Origin of the sequence: Tropicimonas sp. IMCC34043 (assembly GCF_003390845.1) — a bacterium.
In the GTDB taxonomy this organism is placed as follows: Bacteria; Pseudomonadota; Alphaproteobacteria; order Rhodobacterales; family Rhodobacteraceae; genus Tropicimonas.
Genome location: NZ_QMEK01000002.1, coordinates 507537 through 528783, shown reverse-complemented (window position 1 = coordinate 528783; position 21247 = coordinate 507537). Strand labels below are relative to the sequence as shown.

Here is a 21247-nt window from a genome sequence, read left to right as displayed (position 1 = left end):
GCCGCCCAAACCCAGCCTTCCACTGCCACCGTTCACATCGCTCGGAGCATTGCTGCGCCGGGTCGGAGGATCCCGACATGATGGACACCTTACTAACTGCGCTCGTCACCCTCTTCACGTTTCAACACATGGCCTACATGCTGCTCGGGGTTTCCGTCGGCCTGATCATCGGGGTCATCCCCGGTCTGGGCGGAATTGCCGGTCTCTCGCTGCTGGTTCCCTTCCTCTACGGCATGGAGCCGGTCTCGGCGCTGGGGATGCTCATCGGGCTGGTCGCCGTGATCCCGACCTCCGACACCTTCTCGTCCGTCCTGATGGGGATACCCGGATCGAGCGCCAGCCAGGCCACCGTGCTCGACGGCTTTCCGATGGCCAAGCAGGGCCAGGCCGCGCGGGCCCTTTCGGCCGCGTTCATCTCGTCGCTCTTCGGCGGCATCGTCGGGGCGATCATCCTCACCGGCTTCGTGCTGATCGCGCGGCCGCTGATCCTTATGTTCGGCTCGGCCGAGCTGTTCATGCTCGCGCTTTTCGGTCTGTCGATGGTCGCGGTCCTTGCCGGTCGCAGCCTGCCCAAAGGCCTTGCTGCCTGTGCTGTCGGCTTGCTGATCGGCTCGATCGGTGCGGCCCCCGCAACCGGCGAATTCCGCATGATCTTCAACAGCGAATATCTCTATGACGGCATCCCTCTGGTCATCATCGGCCTGGGACTGTTCGCCATTCCGGAGATCTCGGATCTTCTGCGCAAGAACAGCACCATCGCCGAGGGCAACGTGCTCGGGTCCGGCTGGCTGCTGGGCCTGCGCGACTGGTGGAGCAACATCTTCCTGTCGATCCGCTGTTCGGGCTTCGGCTGCATGATCGGTGCGATCCCCGGCCTCGGAGGCTCGGTCGTCGACTGGATCGCCTATGGACATGCAGTGCAAACGGCAAAGGACACGTCGCAGTTCGGCAAGGGCGATCCGCGCGGCGTCGTCGCGCCGGAGAGCGCCAACAACGCGATGCAGGGTGGTGCGCTGCTGCCGACGATGCTCTTCGGCATTCCCGGTTCCGGTTCCATGGCTGTGTTCCTTGGCGGCATGGTCCTGATCGGGATCGAGCCGGGCCCGTCGATGGTCGGCCCGGACCTCAATGTCACCTATTCGATCATATGGTCGCTGGCGCTGGCCAACATCATGGGCGCGGGCATCTGTCTGGCGCTGGCCAGGCCGATCTCGCGGCTGACCGCGATTCCGTTCCAGCTGCTGGCGCCCTGCATGATCGCGCTGATCTGCTTCGCCGCCTTCCAGGCCACCCGCGATCTCGCGGACCTGGTGGCGCTGCTGGCCGTCGGCCTCGTCGGTATCCTGATGAAGCGCTTCGGCTGGCCGCGTCCCGCGCTGCTCATCGGTTTCGTCCTCGCCCCGCAGGCCGAGACCTTCTTCTACCAGGCGCTGCAGTTCAACGGCTGGGGCTTCCTGATCCGGCCGGGCGTGCTGATCATCGGTGCCATGACGCTGATATCGATCTACTTCGGCCTGAAGAACCGGGTCGACGACACTGGCCCCACGGGTGATGCCGTCGTGACCTCGCACGCGAGCCGAGACATCCAGATCGCCTTTGGCATCGCGACAGTCGTCTTCTTTGGCCTGGCTCTCTGGGATGCGTCGCAACACTCCTTCCTCGGCTCGGTGTTCCCGCTCGGTGTCGCCGTCGTGGGCGTGCTGTTCGGCGCTATCCTTTTGATCCACCTGTGGCACGGCCATGAGGACCATCCGGCCTTCTTCGACTACGAGATCGTCGGCGATCACGTCGGAAGCGAAGGAAACAGCTGGTTCTGGACGGGTCCCGCCTGGATCGCCGCGCTGGTTGCAGCGACGTCCCTGGTCGGCTTCTACATCGCAATGATCGTCTTCTTCATCGCCTTCCTGCAGCTGCGCGCAAAGGCGTCCTGGAGGACGACGGTGGTGATGACGGCCTGTGCGGCAGGCTTCATCCTGGGCCTGGCCTACATGCTGAGCCTGAACTTCCCGTCCGGCTGGCTGCAGAGCGCCTATGATCTGCCCTGGCCGATCCGCTGAGGGCAATGCGATGACACAGACTGCAATCCCTTTCCACTTCCTGCGCGGCGGTACGTCGCGCGGGCCTTACTTCAAACGCGCCGATCTGCCCGAAGACCACGAGACGCTGGCCAAGGTGTTGCTGGCGGTTATCGGCTCCGGCCATCCGCTCAATATAGATGGCATCGGCGGCGGGGCGGCAGTGACGACCAAGGTCGCAATGCTGTCGCGCTCCACCGATCCGGACGCGGATGTGGACTACTTCTTCGCGCAGGTCTCGGTCGAGGACCGGACGGTGGACTTCAAGCCGACCTGCGGCAACATCCTGTCCGGCGTCGGCCCCGCCGCGCTGGAGATGGGACTGGTCGAAGCCGCCGGCGACAGGACGCATATCCGGGTGCTGTCGGTGAACACCGGCGCCCGGATCGAGGCCGTGGTGGAGACGCCCGGCGGCAAGGTCCGCTACGACGGGTCCGCCGCGATCGACGGCGTCCCTGGAACGGCGGCCCCGATCTATCTGAACTTCATGGATGTCGTGGGCTCAAGCACCGGCGCCTTGCTGCCGACCGGCTCGGTCCGCGACGAGATCGACGGAATCGAGGTCACCTGCATGGATGTCGCCATGCCGATGGTGATCGCCCGTGCTGCCGATTTTGGCCTGACCGGTCATGAGACCGCCGCCGAGATTGACGCCAACCGCGATTTCTATGCGCGGATGGAGCCCATCCGGATCGAAGCGGGCAAGCGGATGGGCATGGGGGACGTCTCAGGCTCGGTGACGCCGAAGTTCGGGCTGCTGGCCGAACCCCGGGAAGGGGGGACGATTGCGGCGCGCTACTTCATGCCCAAGAGTTGCCATCCGACGATGGCCGTGACGGGGTCGCAATGCCTCGCCTCCTGCGTCCTGACGCCGGGGACGGTCGCGGAAGGTCTGTTCACACCGCCCGAAGGCGTTCCGGCGCTGGTGGTTATCGAACATCCCTCCGGCACGATCGACGTGACGGTCGATTATGAGAACGGCGCGGACGGCTTTCAGCTGCGATCCGCCGGATTGCTGCGCACCGCCAGATTGCTTGCGCGTGGCGAGGTATTCGTGCCGGGGAGCATCTGGAAAGGGCTTTAGGTCGCGACGGGTTCATCGACATCTATGCCGTCAAATACAATTAGGAGGCGCAAAATGACACCAGACATTTCCGATTTCATCGCGCTGGCCAAAGCCGAGCTTAAGGCGGCCGGACGACAGATTGCGGACGAAATCTCGGGGTATCCGACACCGATTGCCGGGTGTGACGCTCAGTTCAACCACCTGCTTGCACAGCGCAACAGGGTCAATGCCGCGCTGCAGGCGCTGGACGCGGACCCCCATGTGCCGACACCCCGACAGCCGTAAATGAAGGTTCATATTCTCGACGACTGGTTCGATACGCTGCGCGGCTTGCCCTCCTTCGCGCGGCTCGACGGACATGATGTGACGATCTGGACCGACCATGTCGTTGACGAAGACGTGCTGTCCGAACGGCTGCAGGAGGCTGAGGTTCTGGTCCTTTTCCGCGAGCGCACGCCGGTCACCGCCGGGCTGCTGGAAAACCTGCCGAAGCTGCGGCTCGTCTCGCAGCGCAGCGTCTACCCGCACGTCGATGTTCCGGCCTGCACCGCGAACGGCGTGCTGCTGTGCTCCAACATGCACTCCGACACACCCTCCCATGGCGCCGCCGAACTGACCTGGGGGCTGATCCTTGCGGCCATGCGCCAGATTCCGCAGCAAATGGCCAGCTTGCGCGCAGGGCGCTGGCAGATGGGCGTCGGCAAGTCGCTGCGGGGGCGTATGCTCGGGCTTTACGGCTATGGTCGCATCGCCCGGGCGGTCGCGGGGTATGCGCGAGCGTTCGGAATGGAAGTGCTGTGGTGGGCGTCCGAAGACGGACGCGCCCGGGCCTCGGCGGATGGCGAGCGCGTCGCCGAAAGCCGCGAGGCGTTCTTTGCCGCGTGCGACGTGGTCAGCCTGCATGTCCGCCTGAAACCGGTGACACGCGGGATTATCACGCCTGCCGATTTCGCGGCGATGGCGCCCGGGTCGGTCTTCGTGAATACCTCGCGGGCGGGCCTCGTCCAGCCTGGCGCGCTTGTGGAAGCGTTGAACGCCGGACGCCCCGGCATGGCCGCCTTGGACGTGTTCGACACCGAACCGCTCACGGATCCGGACGACCCGCTTGCCTCGCATCCCAACGTCATCGCCACACCCCACATAGGCTATGTGACCGAGGACGAACTGGATCTCCAGTTCGCCGACATCTACGACCAGATCAATGCCTACGCGGCAGGCGCACCCGTTCACATGATCAATCCCGAGGTCTGGAAGGGCTAACGCTTCCGCACCCCGAGCAGTCGTGCGGCTATCGGCGCGCCGGCGATGACCAGGACGATTCGGGTCAGGTGGTGGGTGATGACAAAGCCGAGGTCCGCGCCCGTGACGATGGCAAGCACCGTCATCTCGGCCTGCCCGCCGGGCGCATAGGACAGGAACGCCTCGACCGGACCCGCGAAGCCGGCAAGCGTGACGATCTCGGTAAAGGCCGCGGCGAGCGCTGCCAGGATCAGGACGAAGGCGACGCCGGACACCACGACCTGCCGAAGCTCGCGCAGGGTCACGCCCACATAGAAGACCCCGATCGCCATGCCGATGAAGAACTGCGCCATCAGGATCGCCTCTTTCGGCGGGCGCATGTGGATCCACCCGGCGAGCGAGAACGCCGCCGCCACCATCATCGGCCCGAGGATCGAGGCGCCGAAGAGCCCGATGCGCTCGCCGCCCTTCCAGCCGACGAGCGCCGCGACCGCCATCAGCGCCAGTTCCTTCAGCGGGATCGCCGCCGCCGGGGCGCCGATCGGCTTGGTCAGGGACACGCCGTAGAACTGGGTCAGCACGATGGGCGCGACGGTGACGATGATCAGGATCCGGGTGGCATGGACCAACGACAGCGTGCGCACATTGGCCCCCGCTGCCTCGCCGAAGATGACCATGTCCTGCAATCCGCCCGGCATCGCGGCATAGAACGAGGTCACTGGATCGAAGCCGCATAAGCGGTTGAAGAACGGGACGCCGATGAGGGCGATCAGGGCGATATAGACCGGGATCAGCGCCACCGAGGCCGCCATGAGGGGCACCTGGTGCAAGAGGTCCGGGGTTATCGACGCGCCGACGGCGACGCCAAGGATCGTCCGCGCCGCGACCGAGATCTGGCCCAGTCCCTTCAGAGGCGCGCCGAACAGCGCGGCGATCAGGCAGGCGGCCATCGGCCCGAACAGAAAGGGCAGAGGCAAGCCCGCAATCGCGAAGGTTGCCACACCCAACGCCGCAATCATCACGGTCAGGATACGTGGCGGAAGTCGCTGGAGCGGGGTCATGCTGATTCCTTCCTTGACGTTTATTGAATCCTATCGTATCCGGTTGGATACAATCCGACAACAGGTGTTTCGAGTGACTGACCCAACCGACTTCGAGGATGGCCCGCAGGGCAACAGCGCCTATCGCCGCCTGCTGGAAGAGATCAGCCGTGGCGATCTGCTTCCGGGCGCGCGGCTGCGCGAGACCGAGCTGGCGGAGCGGTTCGGGATCAGCCGAACGCCTGTGCGCGAGGCGATCCGGCTGCTGGAGGCCGATGGCATCGTCGCCCATGTACCGCGCCAGGGTGCCACGATCCGGGTGCTGGATTACTCGGAGGTGATGGAGCTCTACGAAATGCGGGCCGTGCTGGAGGGCACCGCCGCCCGCCTTGCCGCCCGGGCCGCATCCGATCTGGAGCTCGACGAGCTGGTCGCGCTGAATGACGAGCTTGCCATGGCGCAGGATGCGGGTGCGGCCTATCTGCTCAACCGCCAGTTCCACATGACACTGCTCGACGCGGCCAAGAATCGCTACCTGGTCAAGTCGGTCAACGCGCTGCAGAAGGCGCTGCTCATCATCGGGCCGTCGACGCTGGTAGAGGCGGACCGGGCAAGTCAGGCCGTCAAGGAGCACGCCGATGTGCTGGGCGCGCTCAAGGACGGCGACGGACCCCGGGCCGAGGCCCTGATGCGCGCGCATATCGAGGCGGCGCACCGGGTCCGGCTCAAAGTATTACGCTGCCGCGAACGCCCCATCGACGCAAGCTAGGGAACGGAGAGACCCATGACATCGGCATACCTGAACGGCCCCTGGGACATCGTCGTCGTCGGCGGCGGCAATGCCGCCCTTTGCGCCGCGATCACTGCCGCTGAAACCGGCGCGCGTGTCCTGATCCTCGAATCGGCGCCCAAACCCTATCGCGGCGGCAACAGCCGCCATACGCGCAACTTCCGATGCATGCACCAGGGTCCGCTTTCGGTGCTGACGAACAGCTATGGGGAGGACGAATATTTCGACGACCTCATGCTTGTCACCAAGGGCAAGACCGACGAGCCGCTGGCGCGTCTCGCGATCCGGTCTTCCGAGGAATGCCTGCCGTGGATGGAGGCGCATGGCGTGCGGTTCCAGCCCTCGCTGTCCGGCACGTTGTCGCTGTCGCGTACCAATGCCTTCTTCCTCGGCGGCGGCAAGGCACTGGTGAACGCCTATTACAACACCGCCGAAGATCTGGGCGTCACGGTCGCCTACGACGCTGAAGTGACCCATGTGCATCTCGAGGGCGACAGCTTCAGGTATCTGAAGGCCCGGATCGGTGGTGAAACCGTGCGTATCGAGGCGCGGGCGGCGGTTCTCGCCTCGGGCGGGTTCCAGTCGAACCTCGAATGGCTGACCCGTGCCTGGGGCCCGGCGGCGGCGAACTTCCTGATACGGGGCACGCCCTACAACCGAGGCGTGGTGCTGCGCGACATGCTCGACCAGGGCTGCGAAAGCGTCGGCGACCCGACCCAGTGCCACGCCGTCGCCATCGACGGGCGGGCGCCGAAATTCGACGGCGGCATCGTTACCCGGCTCGACTGCGTGCCATTCTCCATTGTCGTCAACCGCGATGCCGAGCGGTTCTATGACGAGGGCGAGGATGTCTGGCCCAAGCGCTATGCGATCTGGGGCCGGCTGGTCGCGGGGCAGCCCGATCAGGTCGGCTATGCCATCATCGACGCCAAGTCCATCGACCTTTTCATGCCCTCGGTCTTTCCGCCGAACCGCGCCGACACCATCGAGGAACTGGGCACCCAGATGGGCCTCGACGGCGCCAGGCTGGCCGCGACCGTCGCCGAGTTCAACGCCGCCTGCCGTCCGGGCCGGTTTCATCCAACCGAGCTTGACGGGCTCGCGACCGAGGGACTTGCCCCGGCCAAGACCAACTGGGCGCGGCCGCTCGATACGCCGCCCTACTACGGCTACCAGCTTCGCCCCGGCGTCACCTTCACCTATCTGGGCCTGAAGGTCTCGGACCGGGCGCAGGTGCATACCGCCCAAGGCCCGGTCCGCAACCTCTGGGCGGCGGGCGAGATCATGGCAGGCTCGATCCTCGGCCAAGGCTATCTCGCCGGATTCGGCATGACCATAGGAACAGTCTTCGGACGCATCGCGGGCCGGGAGGCCGCAGCCCATGTCAACTGAGCTCATCGCGGAAGCCCGCCGCCAGACCGAAATCTGCAACGCTTGCCGCTATTGCGAGGGCTTCTGTTCGGTCTTTCCAGCGCTTACCCGCAGCAAGGTCTTCGCCGATGGCGATATAACGCATCTCGCGAACCTCTGCCACAACTGCCGGGGCTGCTATTATTCCTGCCAATACACCGAGCCGCACGAGTTCGCGCTGAACTTCCCCGCCGCCCTCGCCGAGGTGCGGCAGGAAAGCTGGGAGCGTCATGCCTGGCCGCGCCCGCTGGCCCGGCTGTTCAATGAAAGCGGCGTTGCCATTGCGGCGGCTCTGCTGGCGGGTTTCGTGCTTCTCTTCGGGTTGCTTCAAGCCTTCCGTCCCGAGAGCGGGAGCGGTTTCTACGCCTATCTTGCACACGGGACGATCCTCGCGCTGTTCCTGCCCGCATTTCTTCTGCCGCTCGCCTCGGTTGCGGTCAGTCTTCGTGCCTATTGGCGCGAGATCGGGGGCGAGAGACTTCGCTGGCGGGACGTTTTGGCCGCCGGCGCCTCGGCGGCGCGGATGAAAAACCTCAATGGCGGTCAGGGCCAGGGCTGCAACTTCGAAAAGGAAGACCGATATTCCGACCGGCGGCGCTGGTTCCACCAGGCGGTGATGTACGGCTTCCTGCTGTGCTTCGCGGCAACGGTGTCGGGAACCATCCTGCACTATGCCTTTGCCATCCCCGCGCCCTATGGGCTGTTCAGCCTGCCGAAACTGTTGGGCGTACCGGGCGGCATCCTGCTGACCGTCGGCTGCGCGGGCCTTGCGTGGCTCAAGACCCAGGCCGATCCGGCGCTCGGTGCGGCGCGTGTCTGGGGCGGCGAGATGGCGTTTGTCCTGCTGCTGGGTGCCACCGGCGCCACCGGACTTGCGCTCTACGCCGCAACCGGCACCGCTGCGGTTCCGAGCCTGCTGGCGATCCACCTCGGATGCATCGTGGCCTTCTTCCTGCTTCTGCCCTTCACCAAGATGATCCACGGGTTCTACCGCTTTGCGACCCTCATAGTCGAAGAGCAGAAGCGCCGCGCCTAGGCCGCGCCCGCCTCTGCAAACCTGAACAGCGAGACGCTTCATGAAAGTCGCCTTCATGCCCGGAGACGGAATCGGGCCCGAGATTTCCGCTGCGACCCGGTTGGTTCTGGACGCCGCCGACCGCCACTTCGACCTCGGTTTCGCCTTCTCCGAGATCGAGATCGGCTTTGCCGCCTTGCGGAACCAAGGCTCGACCCTTCCCGACGCCGCCTTTGCCCAGGCCAGGGAGGCCGATGCCCTGATCCTCGGGCCTGTCTCGCACCTGGACTATCCGGCCCGTGAAGAGGGCGGGCTCAACCCTTCGGGCGAGCTGCGCAAGCGCCTCGATCTCTATGCGAATATCCGGCCGGCGGCGACGCGCAAGGGATTGAAATCGGCCACCGGTGCCGCGTTCGATCTGGTGATCTACCGGGAGAACACCGAGGGTTTCTACGCGGATCGCTGCATGCACACCGGCTCGGGCGAGCTGCAGGTCACGGCCGATGTGGCGTTGGCCATGCGGCGCATCACCCGCCACGCGTCGATGCGGATCGCGGAAGCGGCCTTCGCCGGGGCGATGCAGCGTCGCAAGAAGGTGACTGCGGTGCACAAGCAGAACGTGCTCAAGGTGACGGACGGGCTGTTCCTGTCCTGCTGCCGGGAGGTCGCAGCGCGGCACCCCGAGGTCGTGTATGACGAACTCATCGTCGACGCGGCCTGTGCGCACCTTGTCCGGCGTCCGGAGGCGTTCGACGTGGTCTGCACGACCAATATGTTCGGCGATATCCTGTCGGACCTCGCGTCAGAGCTGTCGGGAAGTCTCGGGCTCGCCGCGTCACTCAACGCCGGCGACGGTATGGCGATGGCCCAGGCCCAGCACGGCTCGGCGCCGGACATTGCCGGCAAAGGCATCGCCAACCCCGCGTCGTTGATCGGATCGAGCGGCATGCTTCTGGAATGGCTGGGTGCAAACCGTCGGCGCGCGGATCTGGCGCATGCCGGTCGAGCGATCCTGCATGCGCTCGACACGACGATCGCCAACCCGTCCACGCGAACCAGGGACCTGGGCGGAAACCTTGATACACGTGGCTTCGCCCAGGCCGTGGCTGAAGGCTTGCGAGATTTGCCGCCATCGGCGTGACCCGGCGAAATTCATGACCCGCCCTACTCAAGGGCGGTTGACCGGCAGTTCCCTCGGTCGACCCTCTGCGTCCAGTGCCACGAAGATGAACGTCGCCTCGGTCACCCGTTCCGAACGCTCCCCGAAGCGATGGCGGCGCCAGGCCTCGACGTGAATGTGCATGGACGTGCGGCCGACCTTCACCAGATTGGCAAAGAGCGTGACTTCGTCCCCCACCTTTACCGGCCGGTGGAACTTCATGGCATCGACGGCGATGGTTGCGCTGCGGCCCCCGGCAACCCGGGCGGCGAGATTCCCCGCCGCCAGGTCCATCTGGGACATCAGCCAGCCCCCGAAGATATCACCGGCAGGGTTGGTGTCGGCCGGCATGGCGATCGTGCGGATCGACGGCTGATCCTTGGGGGGCTCGTGATACTCCCCCATGGTCACGCCACGAAATGACACTCGGAGGCGGGCGTGCGCGTGTCCATGTTGCGGCCGCGATTGAGATGATCGTCGATCTCGGCTGCCGATCCGATCATCCGCCCGAACAGGAACACGGTGAAAGCCGCGTTCTCCAGATGTCGTGTCGTCAGCGCGCCCGACTTGTAATCCTTCCACAGAAGCGCCAGCAGCAGTGCCGCAATGATAGCGTCGACGTTGACGCAGAAGACATAGCGGCTGGCCCCGACGTCGAAGAGGGCGCGGACGACTTCGCGGTAGTATTCGTGGAAGACGTTGTAATCGCCACGCTTTTCCATGAACGCCGCGACAAACCGCTCGCGCGGGTCGAAATTTTCGGCCTTTCCCCTGAAGACCGGGTGATGAATGCCCGGAAGGGCGCGGACCTCGGCGCCAAGCTCCTTCGCTTTCGCCTTCTCGCGCTTGTAGTTGAGCGCGAAATCGCGGGCCATGGTCTTGAGGTCAAGCCCGTGGTTCTGGTCGGTCGGGTCGTGCAGTTCGGCATCCTTGAACTGGTCGAGCAGGAAGGCCATCCCCTCGAACCCGTTGCCGCCGTGGCTGTAGCCGGAGTGGGTCAGAAAGCCCATCATCGCCTTGTTGATCTGCACCCGTTCCGGTGTCTGCGGGCCGTCCGCGGCCACCGCCCCCTTGGCGCCCTGCGCCGAGATCGAGCCCGGGCCGTTGGAAATCAGCAGCCCGATCAGGATCTGCAGTGGCAGAGTCTCTTCCTTCGACGGCTTCTTGCCCGTCATCGCCAGATAGCAGATGTCCGCCATGGTCCACTTGCCGAAGCGATCCTCGCGCGGGATGCCGTAGAGAGAACCGTGCTGATGGTGTTCGCCAGGGATCGTCGCCCCGACCATCACGCCGTAGAGCCGCAGATACCAGGGCAGCGTCTCGGCCGTCAGCCGCGATATGCGCTTGCGCATCAGCGGGCCCCAGGCGATCGTCGTCGAGATCGCGGCCAGGATTGCGTCGCGCGACAGCCGGCCGCCGAGCGTTCCGAGAAACTTCAGGAAAACCGACTTGCCGCCCCGCGCCGTGATCGCGGCGAGCATCGCTTCCGGCCGGGGGTCGTCGGCTTCCGCCTCGGTCGCGAGAAAAAGCGCGCGGGTCTCGTCGTCGATGCGGATGTTGGAGAAGTCGAAGCCTTCATCCCGGCCGTCCTTCAACCCCGACTGCGCAAAGAGCCCGATCAAGGCGCTGGCGCAGTCGAGCGCCCGCCGGACCCGGTTCGGCCCGACGATCGCCGCGGCGGCCGCCATCACCGTATTGGGTGAATTGCCGGCCTCCCGTGCCGCATCGGTCGCCACGAGGATCGGATCGCCGACCAGGTTCACCTCGGCGGCGACGGCGACATCGAGCATTGCCCGGTCGTTCGCGGTCGCAATTTCATGCACCAGGGGCAGCGCGAAAATCGCCTCGAGCGGCTCCAATGCCATGTCGAGTACCGAATGCCCGTGAACGCTGGTGACCTGGGTATTGGGATCCATCACCGAGGCGCCGGATTTGTCCTTCATGGTCTGGCGCGCGATAACCGCGCCGACCTGTTCGCTGAGCTTCGCGATCTGCGCGTTGTAGGGCTCCGGCGCCTCGACAACCGGCATCGCCAGGTCTTCCGGCAGCCTCAGCCCCTGATCGTTGGCGATCCACGGCTTCAGCGCCAGACTTCCCGTCGATGCGAAGTCGGGCGCCACGCCATTCAGCTTCATCACCGCCGTCAGCGCCGCCGGAATGTCCGCGATGTTGGTCACGAGCGCGCCCTTGGCTGACACGACCGGATCGTCGGGCGTGAAGGCGCGGTCGACCCCGAAAGCCTCGAGGAACCAGTTTTCCTTGTCCTCGGCAGAATCGCCAGACCCGGCCATCGCACCCGCATGACCGACGGCACGCGTCAGTTTGGACTTCCAGCGCCCGACGACACAGGCGACCGTCGGCTTGCCGAACGTGACGCCGTGTTCGTAATAGCCGCCGGGTTCGACATAGAGCACGGCGGCCTTGGTCCGGGCATCGTTCTGCAGGGCATGGGCGAAATCGCGCGCCGCATAATGGATATAGACGTCCTTGCCCGAAGAAATCAGCGTGGTGGTGCCCCAGCCCTCGGTCGACAGATACTGCGCGATGGTGGTCGTGAAACCGCCGGAATTCGAGAAGATCGACACCGACCCTTTCAGCAGGGATTCCTCCGGTCGATCGCCGCCGAGCGCACCGCCGATCCGGATCCGGTTCCAGCTGTCGGCCACGCCAAGGCAGTTGCCGCCGATGATGTCGATACCGTTGGCCTGCCCCATTGCACGAACCTCGCGGGCATCGTGCACGGAGATCTTTTCGGTGATGATCACGATCTTGGTCAGCTTGGGATTGACCCGGATCAGCTCCGCCACCCCGTCGCGCACGCTGGTCGGCGGCAGGTAGACGACGCCGACATTGAAGGCGTGGCCGGCATTCACGCCCTCGCGCACGTTGTTGAAGACCGGAATGTCACCGACCGGCGTTTTCAGCTTCTGCCCGGCGCGGCCCGGCGAGGTGCCGAACACCACGTTTCCGCCCGAAAACGCATGGCTGGTGGGCGTCACCTGACGGGATTCGCCCCCCAGGATGTTCAGAACACAGACCCGATCCTCGCGCGTGGCGATCTGATCGAGCGAGTTCAGCCCCAGATAATAGGGGAAATTCTCGATTCCTTGGCGATGCATGATCTCTCTCCCTCAGGCCGCTTCGGTGATGCCGAGATGTCGCGCGATCTCGGCCCTGCCGCCGTCGCGCATCCACAGGTCGACCTTCTTGGCGTAATTGACGACCTCGGAAATGGCGCTGTCGAACCCGAAGAACCGGTAGGGCAGGCCGAGGCTGTCGAGCGTATCGGCAAGGTTGCCCATGCCCCGCACGAGGTTGGGCCCGCCCCGTCCGACGACGACATAAAGCGGCGTCGGCCCATGCGCCGAGAAATGCTCGCGCAGGGCGTCGCCCATTCCCCTGAAGGTTTCCAGAATGTCGGTGTTGTTGGACTTGCCGCCGATGATGAACAGCACGTTCGTCTGGGCCAGGAAATGCCGGTAGCAGATCGACGCCACCGCCTTCATCTTTTCGTAGGGCGGGTTGCCGCCGAAATCCGACGAGATGATCGCCGCGTCGCCCAGGACTTCGGTGACGAGGCTGTTGGCGCCGCCGCCGAAGGTCGGGGCAAGGATCGTGCCCTTGTCGTTGATGACAAACACGTCGGACTGACCCTGATGGGTCCGCAGCCTGTTCACCTCCTGCTCGAAGGCCGAGATGTCGGAGGCAAAGAGATAGTCCGGAAGACCAAGACGCGCCACGCGGGCGTCGTCACGGTCGAACCCGCATTTGAAATCGCACGCCACCGGTGTCAGGCGACCGTCGCGCCCCGGACGCATCCGGATCGGGTTCAACTCCAGCGTCGTCATGCCGTAGTGGTGCATCAGCTCCCAGAGCTTCGGCAGATGCTGGACCAGAGGCGAGATGATCTCGCGCGGCGCGTTGATGTCCGTCAGCGCATTGGCGACGACAAAAGCCTTGAGACCTGTCAGCGCATCGAAGGGAACCGAGGCGATTTCGTGCTTCTCCAGTTCCTCGATGTCGACGCCGCCCCGGTGGGTCAGCGTCATCGTCGGTGCGCGGAACCGGCTGTCATCGGTGATCGCGAAATAGACCTCGTGCTCTGCCGGTACCCCGGCCTCGAACGTAATGCCATTTGCCTTGGCGATCACATTGCCATGACGGTGCTCGGCAAAATAGAGCCGTTCCTTCTCGGCCAGTGCCGTCTTGAGGTCGCTGGCCTTGCCGATCAGCCCGGCCTTGCCCTTCTTGCCGACGCCGCCGCGAAAGAGCGGCTTGATGAAGATCAGCTTGTGCCGGTCGATCAGGTTCTGGATTTCATCCTCGGTTGCGTCCGGCCCCAGTACTTCGGTCGTGGGAAACCCGACATGACCAAGCAGCTTCGCGCCGGTCAGCATTCCGGTTACCTCCATCAGACTTCCTCCCAATCTGATTCGACCGCCCCCTGCGATCGACAATTTCGAGAAGAAATAACCGACGTAGCTGTCTGAAACCTGTCTGGCCCGATGGAACCGGTGACGCTCCGGCGTCGATACGACCGCGACCGCCTGCCGGTTTGGCGGAGTCTTGCCCAGATGCGGCCATGACGGATGGTCGACGTCTGCGGATTTCGGAATCCGTCGGATGCGAGGCGTCGAAGTCGGACATTCGACCCAAGGCGACAAGAGAAAGGGGAGGTTCGAGCGTGAGGTCGCAGCCGAGAGCATCCGCGACAAGGTCCGCGCCTACCGCATGAAGGGCATGTGGATGGGCGGCTACGTCCCGCTCGGGTACGATGTGAAGGACCGCAAGCTCGTGGTGAACGAGGACGAGGCTGCCGCCATGCGGGGCATCTTCGAACGGTTCGTCGAGGTCGGATCAGCGACCGTGCTGGCCCGCGAACTGCGCCGCAGAGCGCTGCGCAACAAGCAGGGCACGTTGGTCGACAAGGGATATCTCTACAGGGTGCTGATGAACCGCATCTATCGCGGCGAAGCTGCCGTACGGCTGGACGCACATAGTCTACATTGCCGCGGACGGGACGGCTCGATCTTACGGCCTCCTATACTTTGCCCCCGATGTGGGACGAGCACTCCGCGTATCCGCCGCTTTTGCGACCGACCCCGGTGAGAGCGAGAATGAAAACGGCTGTCGGTATGAAAATCATCCCGACACCGCCAGCGGCATCTGAGAGCAAGCCACCGAGGAGCGGCAATGCGAATCCGACGAGGTAGCCCACGAAGGTGATCCCGCCCGTCAGGCGCGCGACATTCGACTCTTCGGTCACGACTGGCGGCAGCGACATGATCAGGATGAGTTGCAGTGATGCGGCGAAGCCGGCGACGAGGGCGCAGAGATAGCCGACCGGACCGGGCACGAAGCCAAAACCGATCATACCGGCAGCAGCGGCGATGCCGGTCATGACGACCGGGCCGCGGCGACCGATCCAAGCCGCCTTCCACCAGAGCATGGCCAGAGACGCCAGCAACGCCGTGGCATTATAGGCAACGATCAGGGCACCGAGCCACGCGGCGTTCCCTCGCGCAGAAAGGGCCACGTCCATGTAGGCGTTGATGCTAAAGAAGACGGCAATCGACCCGGCCAGCCAGAGACCAAGCTCCCATGTCCGGCCATCCGACCAGTCCGGCGAGACTGGCCTGGTCCCGCCGGGCTTGGCCTTCTCCCGGGCAAGCAGGATGAGCACCGCGATCACCGCGGCAGGCATCGCCCAGAGCGCCAGGGCCATGCGCCAGTCCTGCCCCGCCAGGGGCATGATGACGGGCAAGGTTGCCCCGGCCCCGAGAAGCTCGCCAACCATCATCCCGTTCAGATAAACCGCGCTTCCCATGGCCGCCTGCGCGGGAAGCCACCCCCGGACGGCGCTCGGCAGGGCCGTCTGGAACATCGCGATTCCGATCCCCATGCCAATGGTGGCAGCGAACAGCACCACCGCCGACGAGGTCCATCCGCGAGAGGCCGACAGCGCGGCACTGAGTAGGAGACCGACTGCAATCGTCCGGGCAGGCCCGATCTGCGCAATGGCCCATACTGCAAGCGGCGCCGCCAACGCGAGAACCACCACCGGAACGATGGTCAGGGCGCCCGCGCCGGTGGTCGACAGCTTCAGATCCTCCGCGATCCGACCAGCCAGCGGCGAAACCGCGAGCACCGGTATTCGGAGAAACAACCCAGTGGCCCAGAGGAGGCAAAGAATGGCAATCTGCCGTGCAGACCAGGCGGAGTAACCCTTCACCACCGTCATCGCGCCGCGTCCAGGAAGTTGCAGGAGAGGCTTGCGACGTCTTCGCCTGCGGTGAACGGCAGGGCGTTGAAGGGTGTCTCGAGCCCTCTTTTCGCGAGGACGGAAGCGGGGTTGAGCGGCATGACTACGGTCTCGATTTTTGGTGATCCCGAGGCGTGTTCTACCGAACCGAGGACGCCGCATCTCGCCTAATCAGGCCGTATCTGATACGATCCTGCCACAATGTTCAGAACGGAGCGACATGGCCCCGGAGATATTCGATTTTGACGTGGCGCGGGCGCTCCGGTCTCGGGCAAGCCTCCTCCGCTCCCATGTCACGGCCATGGGCATCGGGTTGGCGGTCTGGGAGCAGCGCAAGGGCGAGGTCCACTATCGCGCGGCGGACCACCATACGTTCAGCCTCTATCTGCGAGGCGGAAGCCAAGTCCGCGAGGTGACCCGCACCGCAATCCGCCCGAATTCTGCGGGCTCTCCCGGAGCGATCTGCACCCTGCGCGCCGGCGACTGCTTTGCCTGGAACAACGAGGGCTACGTCAGATGGCTGGACGTCTATTTCAGGGACCGCCACCTGAGCTTCGCGACCGGCAGCACCGCGACGACGCCCGCGCGGGTCCTGTTCGGCTGCGATCCAGCGTTGCGAGAGCTTTGCCAGCGGTTTCTTCTCGTGCTGGATTGGGCGGACCCCGACCAGGGCAACGTTCTGGATCATGCCCTGATGACCTTGCTGGCGCGCGCGCTCGTGATCGAGCATGTGACCAGCGATTTCAGGGCCCCCAACGGCGGCCTGACAGGCGCGCAAAGGCGTGCGGTGGAGGACACCGTCGAGACATCTCTCGCCAACCGGATCACCGTCCGCGACCTTGCGGAGGTCAGCGGCCTGAGCTCCCGCCAGTTCTCGCGCGCCTTCACCGTCAGCTATGGGACATCGCCCTACGAATGGGTCTTGCGCCAACGCGTGGAGCGCGCCCGCGATCTGCTCGCGGATGGACAGAAGGCACGTGATGTGGCGGTGCTGTGTGGCTTCTCATCGCAGACACATATGATCCGTCGATTTCGGGCGGTGTTCGGCTACACCCCAAATGCCATGCGGTGAAACGGCTTCTTCCTTGGGAGCCAAGCGAGTCTGCGCTGCAGCATCAAGCAATTTGGACTCCGAGCGGGCTTGCGGCAGAGCAGCGAGCCGTACACCTGGCGGACAGCAGCGTCCGTCGCTCCCGGTCCACAGCCGCCGTTCACCGCTTCTCCGGATGCCGCAGCGCGGCCCGCCGAACCGGCCGTTCGCAGCGGTCGCGAGATCGAGGCAGCTTCGAACTCACACTTTGCGGACGGAACGGACTTTCGCTGCGCCCGCGCCAAGGTCTGCTTTAGCCATGTAAGGCTCCACTGCCGTTACGCAGCTCACTCCGAACAAGCGTCACCATGGATAGAAGACCGAGGAGGGCAAAGGGTAGACAGGCAGCAAATATCCATCGAGCTGTTTCCGCCGTTTGAGCCGCTGTATCCATCGTTGCGAAACCAGCCGCATTCGCGACGATCCCGATATACGCAGCACCCAGGGCATAGCCGAGGCGCTGAATGGTCGAGATCGCACCGGAAATACGCTGCACTTCTTGCGGAGCGGAAAGGGCGGTGGTTACTCTGAGGATGAATGTCCATGCCATCCCGAACCCTCCGCCTTCCAGCGCTGCAAACACGGCGATGAGCCAAACCGGCCCGTTAGGAACGGCGTAGAGAAACCCGGCGATGCTCGCCGCCACGAGCGCCATCCCGATTGCGATCATCAGACGGTCCAGCCTTTCAGGCGATCCGCTTACGAGCACCGCCATCACGGTCCAGCCGATTGAGGAGCAGGCGACAATGTATCCGGCCGTCAGGGCGGATGCATTGTGGATCGCGACGACGAGAAGAGGGCCGAATGCGGTGATGGCAATCGTGGCAATAGATAGCGACAGGATCATCAGCAGGGCCGATCCGGTCGGTTTGGTGAAGTCAAACGGTCTTAATGGAAGCAAGCGGTCGTTCTGGGCGTGATGGTCCTGGCGAAGGAACAGGACCAGGCAGGCGACCCCGGAAAGAACGCATAGCGTGGTCTGCACCGGTTCGATCTCCACGCCCCCATAGGAGACCAGAAGCACAGCCAGACAGAGCAATGCCAGACGCCTCCAAGGGAAGACAGTTCTGGAACTGGCATCGGATGGTGCGTGATCCGGGCGCAGCACAATCCAGAGGGCGAGGACGATGGCCTGCCCGCCGAAAAATGCAAAGCCCCACCGCCAGGTTGCAAACTCGACAAAAAAGCCGCCGATCAGCGGCCCGAGGAACGCCGACACGCCCCAGAAGGTCGAAACAGCGGCCATGGCCCGTGCGGTGTAGCGCCGGGGAAAGATGACGCCGACGGCCACAAAACCCATGGCAACCAGACCGCCGCCACCCAGACCCTGAAAGACCCTGCTCGCCAGAAGGAGAAGCATGGTCGGTGCAAACGCACTCAGAAAACATCCCAATCCGAAGACAAGCGCCGCAAGGCACATGGGCGCGCGAAGCCCGTAGCGCATCGTCAAAAGGGCACTTGCGGCACCGGCAACGACAGACGCAATTTCGTAAAGCGAAACCGACCAGCCGACCAGACCAGCCCCGCCAATCTCAGCCACAATCGAAGGGAGCATCGTTGCCACGATCAGTGAATCCGCCGCGTGCAACCAGACAGAGAGGCAAACAACGGCCAGAGCTGGCATGTAGGCGCTGCCCAGGAATTCACGCCACGAGACGAATGCGTCTTTCCTGAAATCCGGATCTGGGTTGGTATCGGCCATCGTGATCTCCTTGACAGCCCTATGCCTGCGACCTCAACATTGGTTGAGGTCAAGGAGTTTTTCATGGCAACAATCTATTTGTCGGTTGGTCAGGTCGCGAAACGAAGCGGTTTGCCGGTATCGACGCTGCATTTCTACGAGCGGAAGGGGCTGATCGCCTCTGTGCGGAACAGCGCGAACCACCGTGTCTATCGCCGTGAGGTCCTGCGACGGGTGACGGTGATCAAGGTCGCCCAAAGTGCGGGAGTGCCGCTTTCCGAAATCGCTGAAGCCCTCTCCAGCCAACCCACACACTCTGTGCCTGACACGAAAGACTGGGCGCGGATTTCCGAGGCCTGGCACGACGATCTTACGCGCCGGATCAACGCCCTGACGGCACTGCGCGACAAGATGGCGATGTGCATCGGATGCGGTTGTCTCAGCGTGAAACGCTGCCCGCTGGTCAACGAAGACGATCATCTGGCAAAAGAAGGGCCAGGAGCGCGATTGCTCTGAACTCTCCGGAGCGGTCATTCGCCGCGTTGCTGAAGCTCCGTAGAAATGGGCTCCAAGCTGACATGCGGCGTCGCTGCGGGTCAGCCACCTGGCAGGCATCAGCGGACGTCGCTTCCGGCGCATAGTTGCCACTCGCCAAGATCGCCATTGCCGCAACGCAGCTTCCCCATACCGGACTTTCATGGCACCGCGCAGCATAGCCCGGGACCCTGAGGTCCACAGTGCGGGACGAAGTGGACGCTCCCCAAATGCCTCTGCCGACCAAGCTATGTCATTCTGGACGATCATATGATTCACTTGAGCAACGACAACAAATCACTCGAGAGACCGCATTATGCCCGCGCGTATTGCTCTGTTTTCGCTTCTGGTCCCGGACTACGATCCAGCACTCGATTTTTTCCATCGCATCGGCTTCGAGTGCCGGGAGGATACCGACCTCGGAAATGGCAAACGCTGGGTGAGAATCGCGCCTCCCGGTGGCGAGACCGAAATTTTGCTCGCCCGAGCCGTAGGTGATCGCCAAACTGCATCTATCGGAGAACAAGGCGGCGGGCGTGTCTGGTTGTTTCTCGAGACAGAAGATTTTGCGAGCGACTACCAGCGTCTCAAATCCGAGGGTGTCGAGTTCGAATCCCCTCCCCGCGATGAACCTTACGGGCGGGTCGCGGTCTGGAAAGACCCCTGGGGAAACCGCTGGGATCTTATCGAATTCTCTCATTCCAACCGTAGCGGAACTGGGCACTAAGGGCTCGAAGCGGTCATGCGGCGGCGCAGCAGGAGGCACACGCGTCGTTGCCCCAGGTGCGCCGTCGCTCTCGGCCCAAAGCCGACCTTCACGCTACGCGAAACGAAAGACCGGTTCCCGCTCATCGGGTCGACACCCCGCTTCATGCTGCAACGAGTACGAATGTCGCAAGGGGCTGACGCCAGCCGATTGCACTCGCAGCAAACGCGCAGCCCGGCAGGGGCAAATATGGGCCCCAAGCGAACCTTCCCTGCTGTCTGTACGAAGTCCCTGTCTGGCACCCGGGCGTCCATCGTTGTGGCAATCCGGATCATTTTCTGACGCCAAGAGCGTCCAATTCTGTGGCCTCGGGCGTCCTACTTGCCGCCTGTTGCCAGACCGGTTTAGGACTTGCCTTCACCCCGTCCCGGATGGCCTATCGGCGGCATGGCACGATCCTTCTCCCTTCTGCCCGCGGCGATCGTGATCGGATGCAGCGTCCCACCCCCATCTGGAACACCTCATCAAGACTGGAGCTTCGGTGCCGTGTCGGGCAGCGCTCGCGTGATCGACGGCGACACACTCGACATCGCGGACACGCGGATCCGGCTCCATGGCATCGACGCGCCCGAGAAGGAACAGGTCTGCAAGCGCGCGGACGGCTCACCCGGGGCCTGCGGCCGATGGGCTGGCCAGACACTGACAGGCCTCATGGCCGCAAGGAAGCTGGTCTGTGAACCCCGCGACCATAACCGCTACGACCGCACCCGCATCTCGACCGAGAAGGGAGAGCGGTGGTTCTGCTCCGAATCGGAAGCCGTGACCGCAGGATGGAGGCGGGCTTATCGCTGAACGCAGCAGGCCGTTCCGGCCAGCTTGTTCCGACAAATTCCGGGGCCTTCCAGAACGCATTGGGGGAAGTAGTGGGGGAATAAATTCGCCCCAAAGGGATTTTTTTATGCAATATCATGGTTATAGATTGAGATGATGGCGGAGGCGGTGGGATTCGAACCCACGGTACGCTTTCACGTACGCCGGTTTTCAAGACCGGTGCATTCAACCGCTCTGCCACGCCTCCGACCGGAGACGTCGCATAGACCGGTTGTGGTGATTCTGGAACCCATGCTGCGCGGACGTCGTCTGGCTCTTTTCCCCGGGCGCCGCCACGGCTAAGCTGCCG

General features: G+C 64.1%; 19 protein-coding genes and 1 tRNA gene. 13 read left to right on the top strand and 7 right to left on the bottom strand.

The features are described from left to right. Positions 1-77: 77 nt before the first annotated feature. Genes DQG17_RS12275 through DQG17_RS12260 form a run of 4 tightly spaced genes read left to right on the top strand, consistent with a single transcriptional unit; the run spans position 78 to position 4401 of the window. Positions 78-2057: a tripartite tricarboxylate transporter permease gene (locus DQG17_RS12275; protein WP_116133116.1), complete on the top strand. Its 1980-nt coding sequence runs from the start codon at positions 78-80 to the stop codon at positions 2055-2057. 10 nt (positions 2058-2067) lie between these two features. Continuing rightward, positions 2068-3159, top strand: coding sequence for a 4-oxalomesaconate tautomerase (locus DQG17_RS12270; protein WP_116133115.1), 1092 nt, complete (start codon positions 2068-2070; stop codon positions 3157-3159). Positions 3160-3213: 54 nt separating this feature from the next. After that, positions 3214-3426 carry a hypothetical protein gene (locus DQG17_RS12265; RefSeq protein WP_116133114.1) on the top strand — a complete coding sequence of 71 codons (213 nt, stop codon included), beginning with the start codon at positions 3214-3216 and terminating at the stop codon, positions 3424-3426. Next, on the top strand, positions 3427-4401 hold the full coding sequence (locus tag DQG17_RS12260; protein ID WP_116133113.1) for a D-2-hydroxyacid dehydrogenase family protein: 975 nt from the start codon (positions 3427-3429) through the stop codon (positions 4399-4401). Here the strand turns inward: DQG17_RS12260 and DQG17_RS12255 are convergent. After that, the gene (locus DQG17_RS12255) at positions 4398-5441 is read right to left on the bottom strand and encodes an AbrB family transcriptional regulator (RefSeq protein WP_116133112.1); all 1044 of its coding nucleotides are present in this window, start codon (positions 5439-5441) and stop codon (positions 4398-4400) included. The genes DQG17_RS12260 and DQG17_RS12255 overlap by 4 nt on opposite strands. Before the next feature lie 73 nt (positions 5442-5514). Here DQG17_RS12255 and DQG17_RS12250 point away from each other — a divergent pair, with 73 nt between their 5' ends. Genes DQG17_RS12250 through DQG17_RS12235 form a run of 4 tightly spaced genes read left to right on the top strand, consistent with a single transcriptional unit; the run spans position 5515 to position 9776 of the window. Beyond that, entirely contained in the window at positions 5515-6189 is a 675-nt protein-coding gene (locus DQG17_RS12250; protein WP_232829416.1) for a GntR family transcriptional regulator, read from the top strand. A gap of 15 nt (positions 6190-6204) precedes the next feature. Continuing rightward, positions 6205-7602: an FAD-dependent tricarballylate dehydrogenase TcuA gene (gene tcuA, locus DQG17_RS12245; RefSeq protein ID WP_198666095.1), complete on the top strand. Its 1398-nt coding sequence runs from the start codon at positions 6205-6207 to the stop codon at positions 7600-7602. Then, entirely contained in the window at positions 7592-8656 is a 1065-nt protein-coding gene (gene tcuB / locus DQG17_RS12240; RefSeq protein WP_116133110.1) for a tricarballylate utilization 4Fe-4S protein TcuB, read from the top strand. The genes tcuA and tcuB overlap by 11 nt, the downstream gene beginning before the upstream one ends. A gap of 40 nt (positions 8657-8696) precedes the next feature. Continuing rightward, positions 8697-9776, top strand: a complete 1080-nt coding sequence (locus tag DQG17_RS12235; protein WP_116133109.1) for an isocitrate/isopropylmalate dehydrogenase family protein — start codon at positions 8697-8699, stop codon at positions 9774-9776. A 27-nt stretch (positions 9777-9803) separates the two neighbouring features. Here DQG17_RS12235 and DQG17_RS12230 read toward each other — a convergent pair whose 3' ends face one another. Genes DQG17_RS12230 through DQG17_RS12220 form a run of 3 tightly spaced genes read right to left on the bottom strand, consistent with a single transcriptional unit; the run spans position 9804 to position 14206 of the window. Then, on the bottom strand, positions 9804-10199 hold the full coding sequence (locus DQG17_RS12230) for an acyl-CoA thioesterase (RefSeq protein WP_116133108.1): 396 nt from the start codon (positions 10197-10199) through the stop codon (positions 9804-9806). Between the two features lie 2 nt (positions 10200-10201). Continuing rightward, positions 10202-12913, bottom strand: a complete 2712-nt coding sequence (locus DQG17_RS12225) for a CoA-binding protein (protein ID WP_116133107.1) — start codon at positions 12911-12913, stop codon at positions 10202-10204. 12 nt (positions 12914-12925) lie between these two features. Next, entirely contained in the window at positions 12926-14206 is a 1281-nt protein-coding gene (locus DQG17_RS12220) for an ATP citrate lyase citrate-binding domain-containing protein (RefSeq protein WP_116133106.1), read from the bottom strand. A 211-nt stretch (positions 14207-14417) separates the two neighbouring features. Here DQG17_RS12220 and DQG17_RS12215 point away from each other — a divergent pair, with 211 nt between their 5' ends. Next, a complete protein-coding gene (locus tag DQG17_RS12215) occupies positions 14418-14903 on the top strand; it encodes a recombinase family protein (RefSeq protein WP_232829415.1) in 486 nt (161 codons plus the stop codon). Here the strand turns inward: DQG17_RS12215 and DQG17_RS12210 are convergent. Next, entirely contained in the window at positions 14836-16035 is a 1200-nt protein-coding gene (locus DQG17_RS12210) for a CynX/NimT family MFS transporter (protein WP_157973602.1), read from the bottom strand. The genes DQG17_RS12215 and DQG17_RS12210 overlap by 68 nt on opposite strands. Before the next feature lie 241 nt (positions 16036-16276). Here DQG17_RS12210 and DQG17_RS12205 point away from each other — a divergent pair, with 241 nt between their 5' ends. Then, positions 16277-17128: a helix-turn-helix domain-containing protein gene (locus DQG17_RS12205; RefSeq protein ID WP_116133104.1), complete on the top strand. Its 852-nt coding sequence runs from the start codon at positions 16277-16279 to the stop codon at positions 17126-17128. 271 nt (positions 17129-17399) lie between these two features. Here DQG17_RS12205 and DQG17_RS12200 read toward each other — a convergent pair whose 3' ends face one another. After that, complete coding sequence (locus tag DQG17_RS12200; protein ID WP_116133103.1) at positions 17400-18848, bottom strand: MFS transporter; 1449 nt, start codon at positions 18846-18848, stop codon at positions 17400-17402. A gap of 63 nt (positions 18849-18911) precedes the next feature. Here DQG17_RS12200 and soxR point away from each other — a divergent pair, with 63 nt between their 5' ends. The 3 genes from soxR to DQG17_RS12185 all read left to right on the top strand — a co-directional run bounded on the left by soxR (position 18912) and on the right by DQG17_RS12185 (position 20919). Beyond that, a complete protein-coding gene (soxR, locus tag DQG17_RS12195; protein WP_116133102.1) occupies positions 18912-19343 on the top strand; it encodes a redox-sensitive transcriptional activator SoxR in 432 nt (143 codons plus the stop codon). 334 nt (positions 19344-19677) lie between these two features. Then, positions 19678-20088 (top strand): VOC family protein, encoded by a 411-nt coding sequence (locus DQG17_RS12190; RefSeq protein ID WP_116133101.1) that lies wholly within the window; start codon positions 19678-19680, stop codon positions 20086-20088. Positions 20089-20631: 543 nt separating this feature from the next. After that, positions 20632-20919: a thermonuclease family protein gene (locus DQG17_RS12185; RefSeq protein ID WP_116133100.1), complete on the top strand. Its 288-nt coding sequence runs from the start codon at positions 20632-20634 to the stop codon at positions 20917-20919. A 136-nt stretch (positions 20920-21055) separates the two neighbouring features. Here DQG17_RS12185 and DQG17_RS12180 read toward each other — a convergent pair. After that, positions 21056-21145, bottom strand: a tRNA-Ser gene (locus tag DQG17_RS12180). Between the last annotated feature and the right edge of the window lie 102 nt (positions 21146-21247).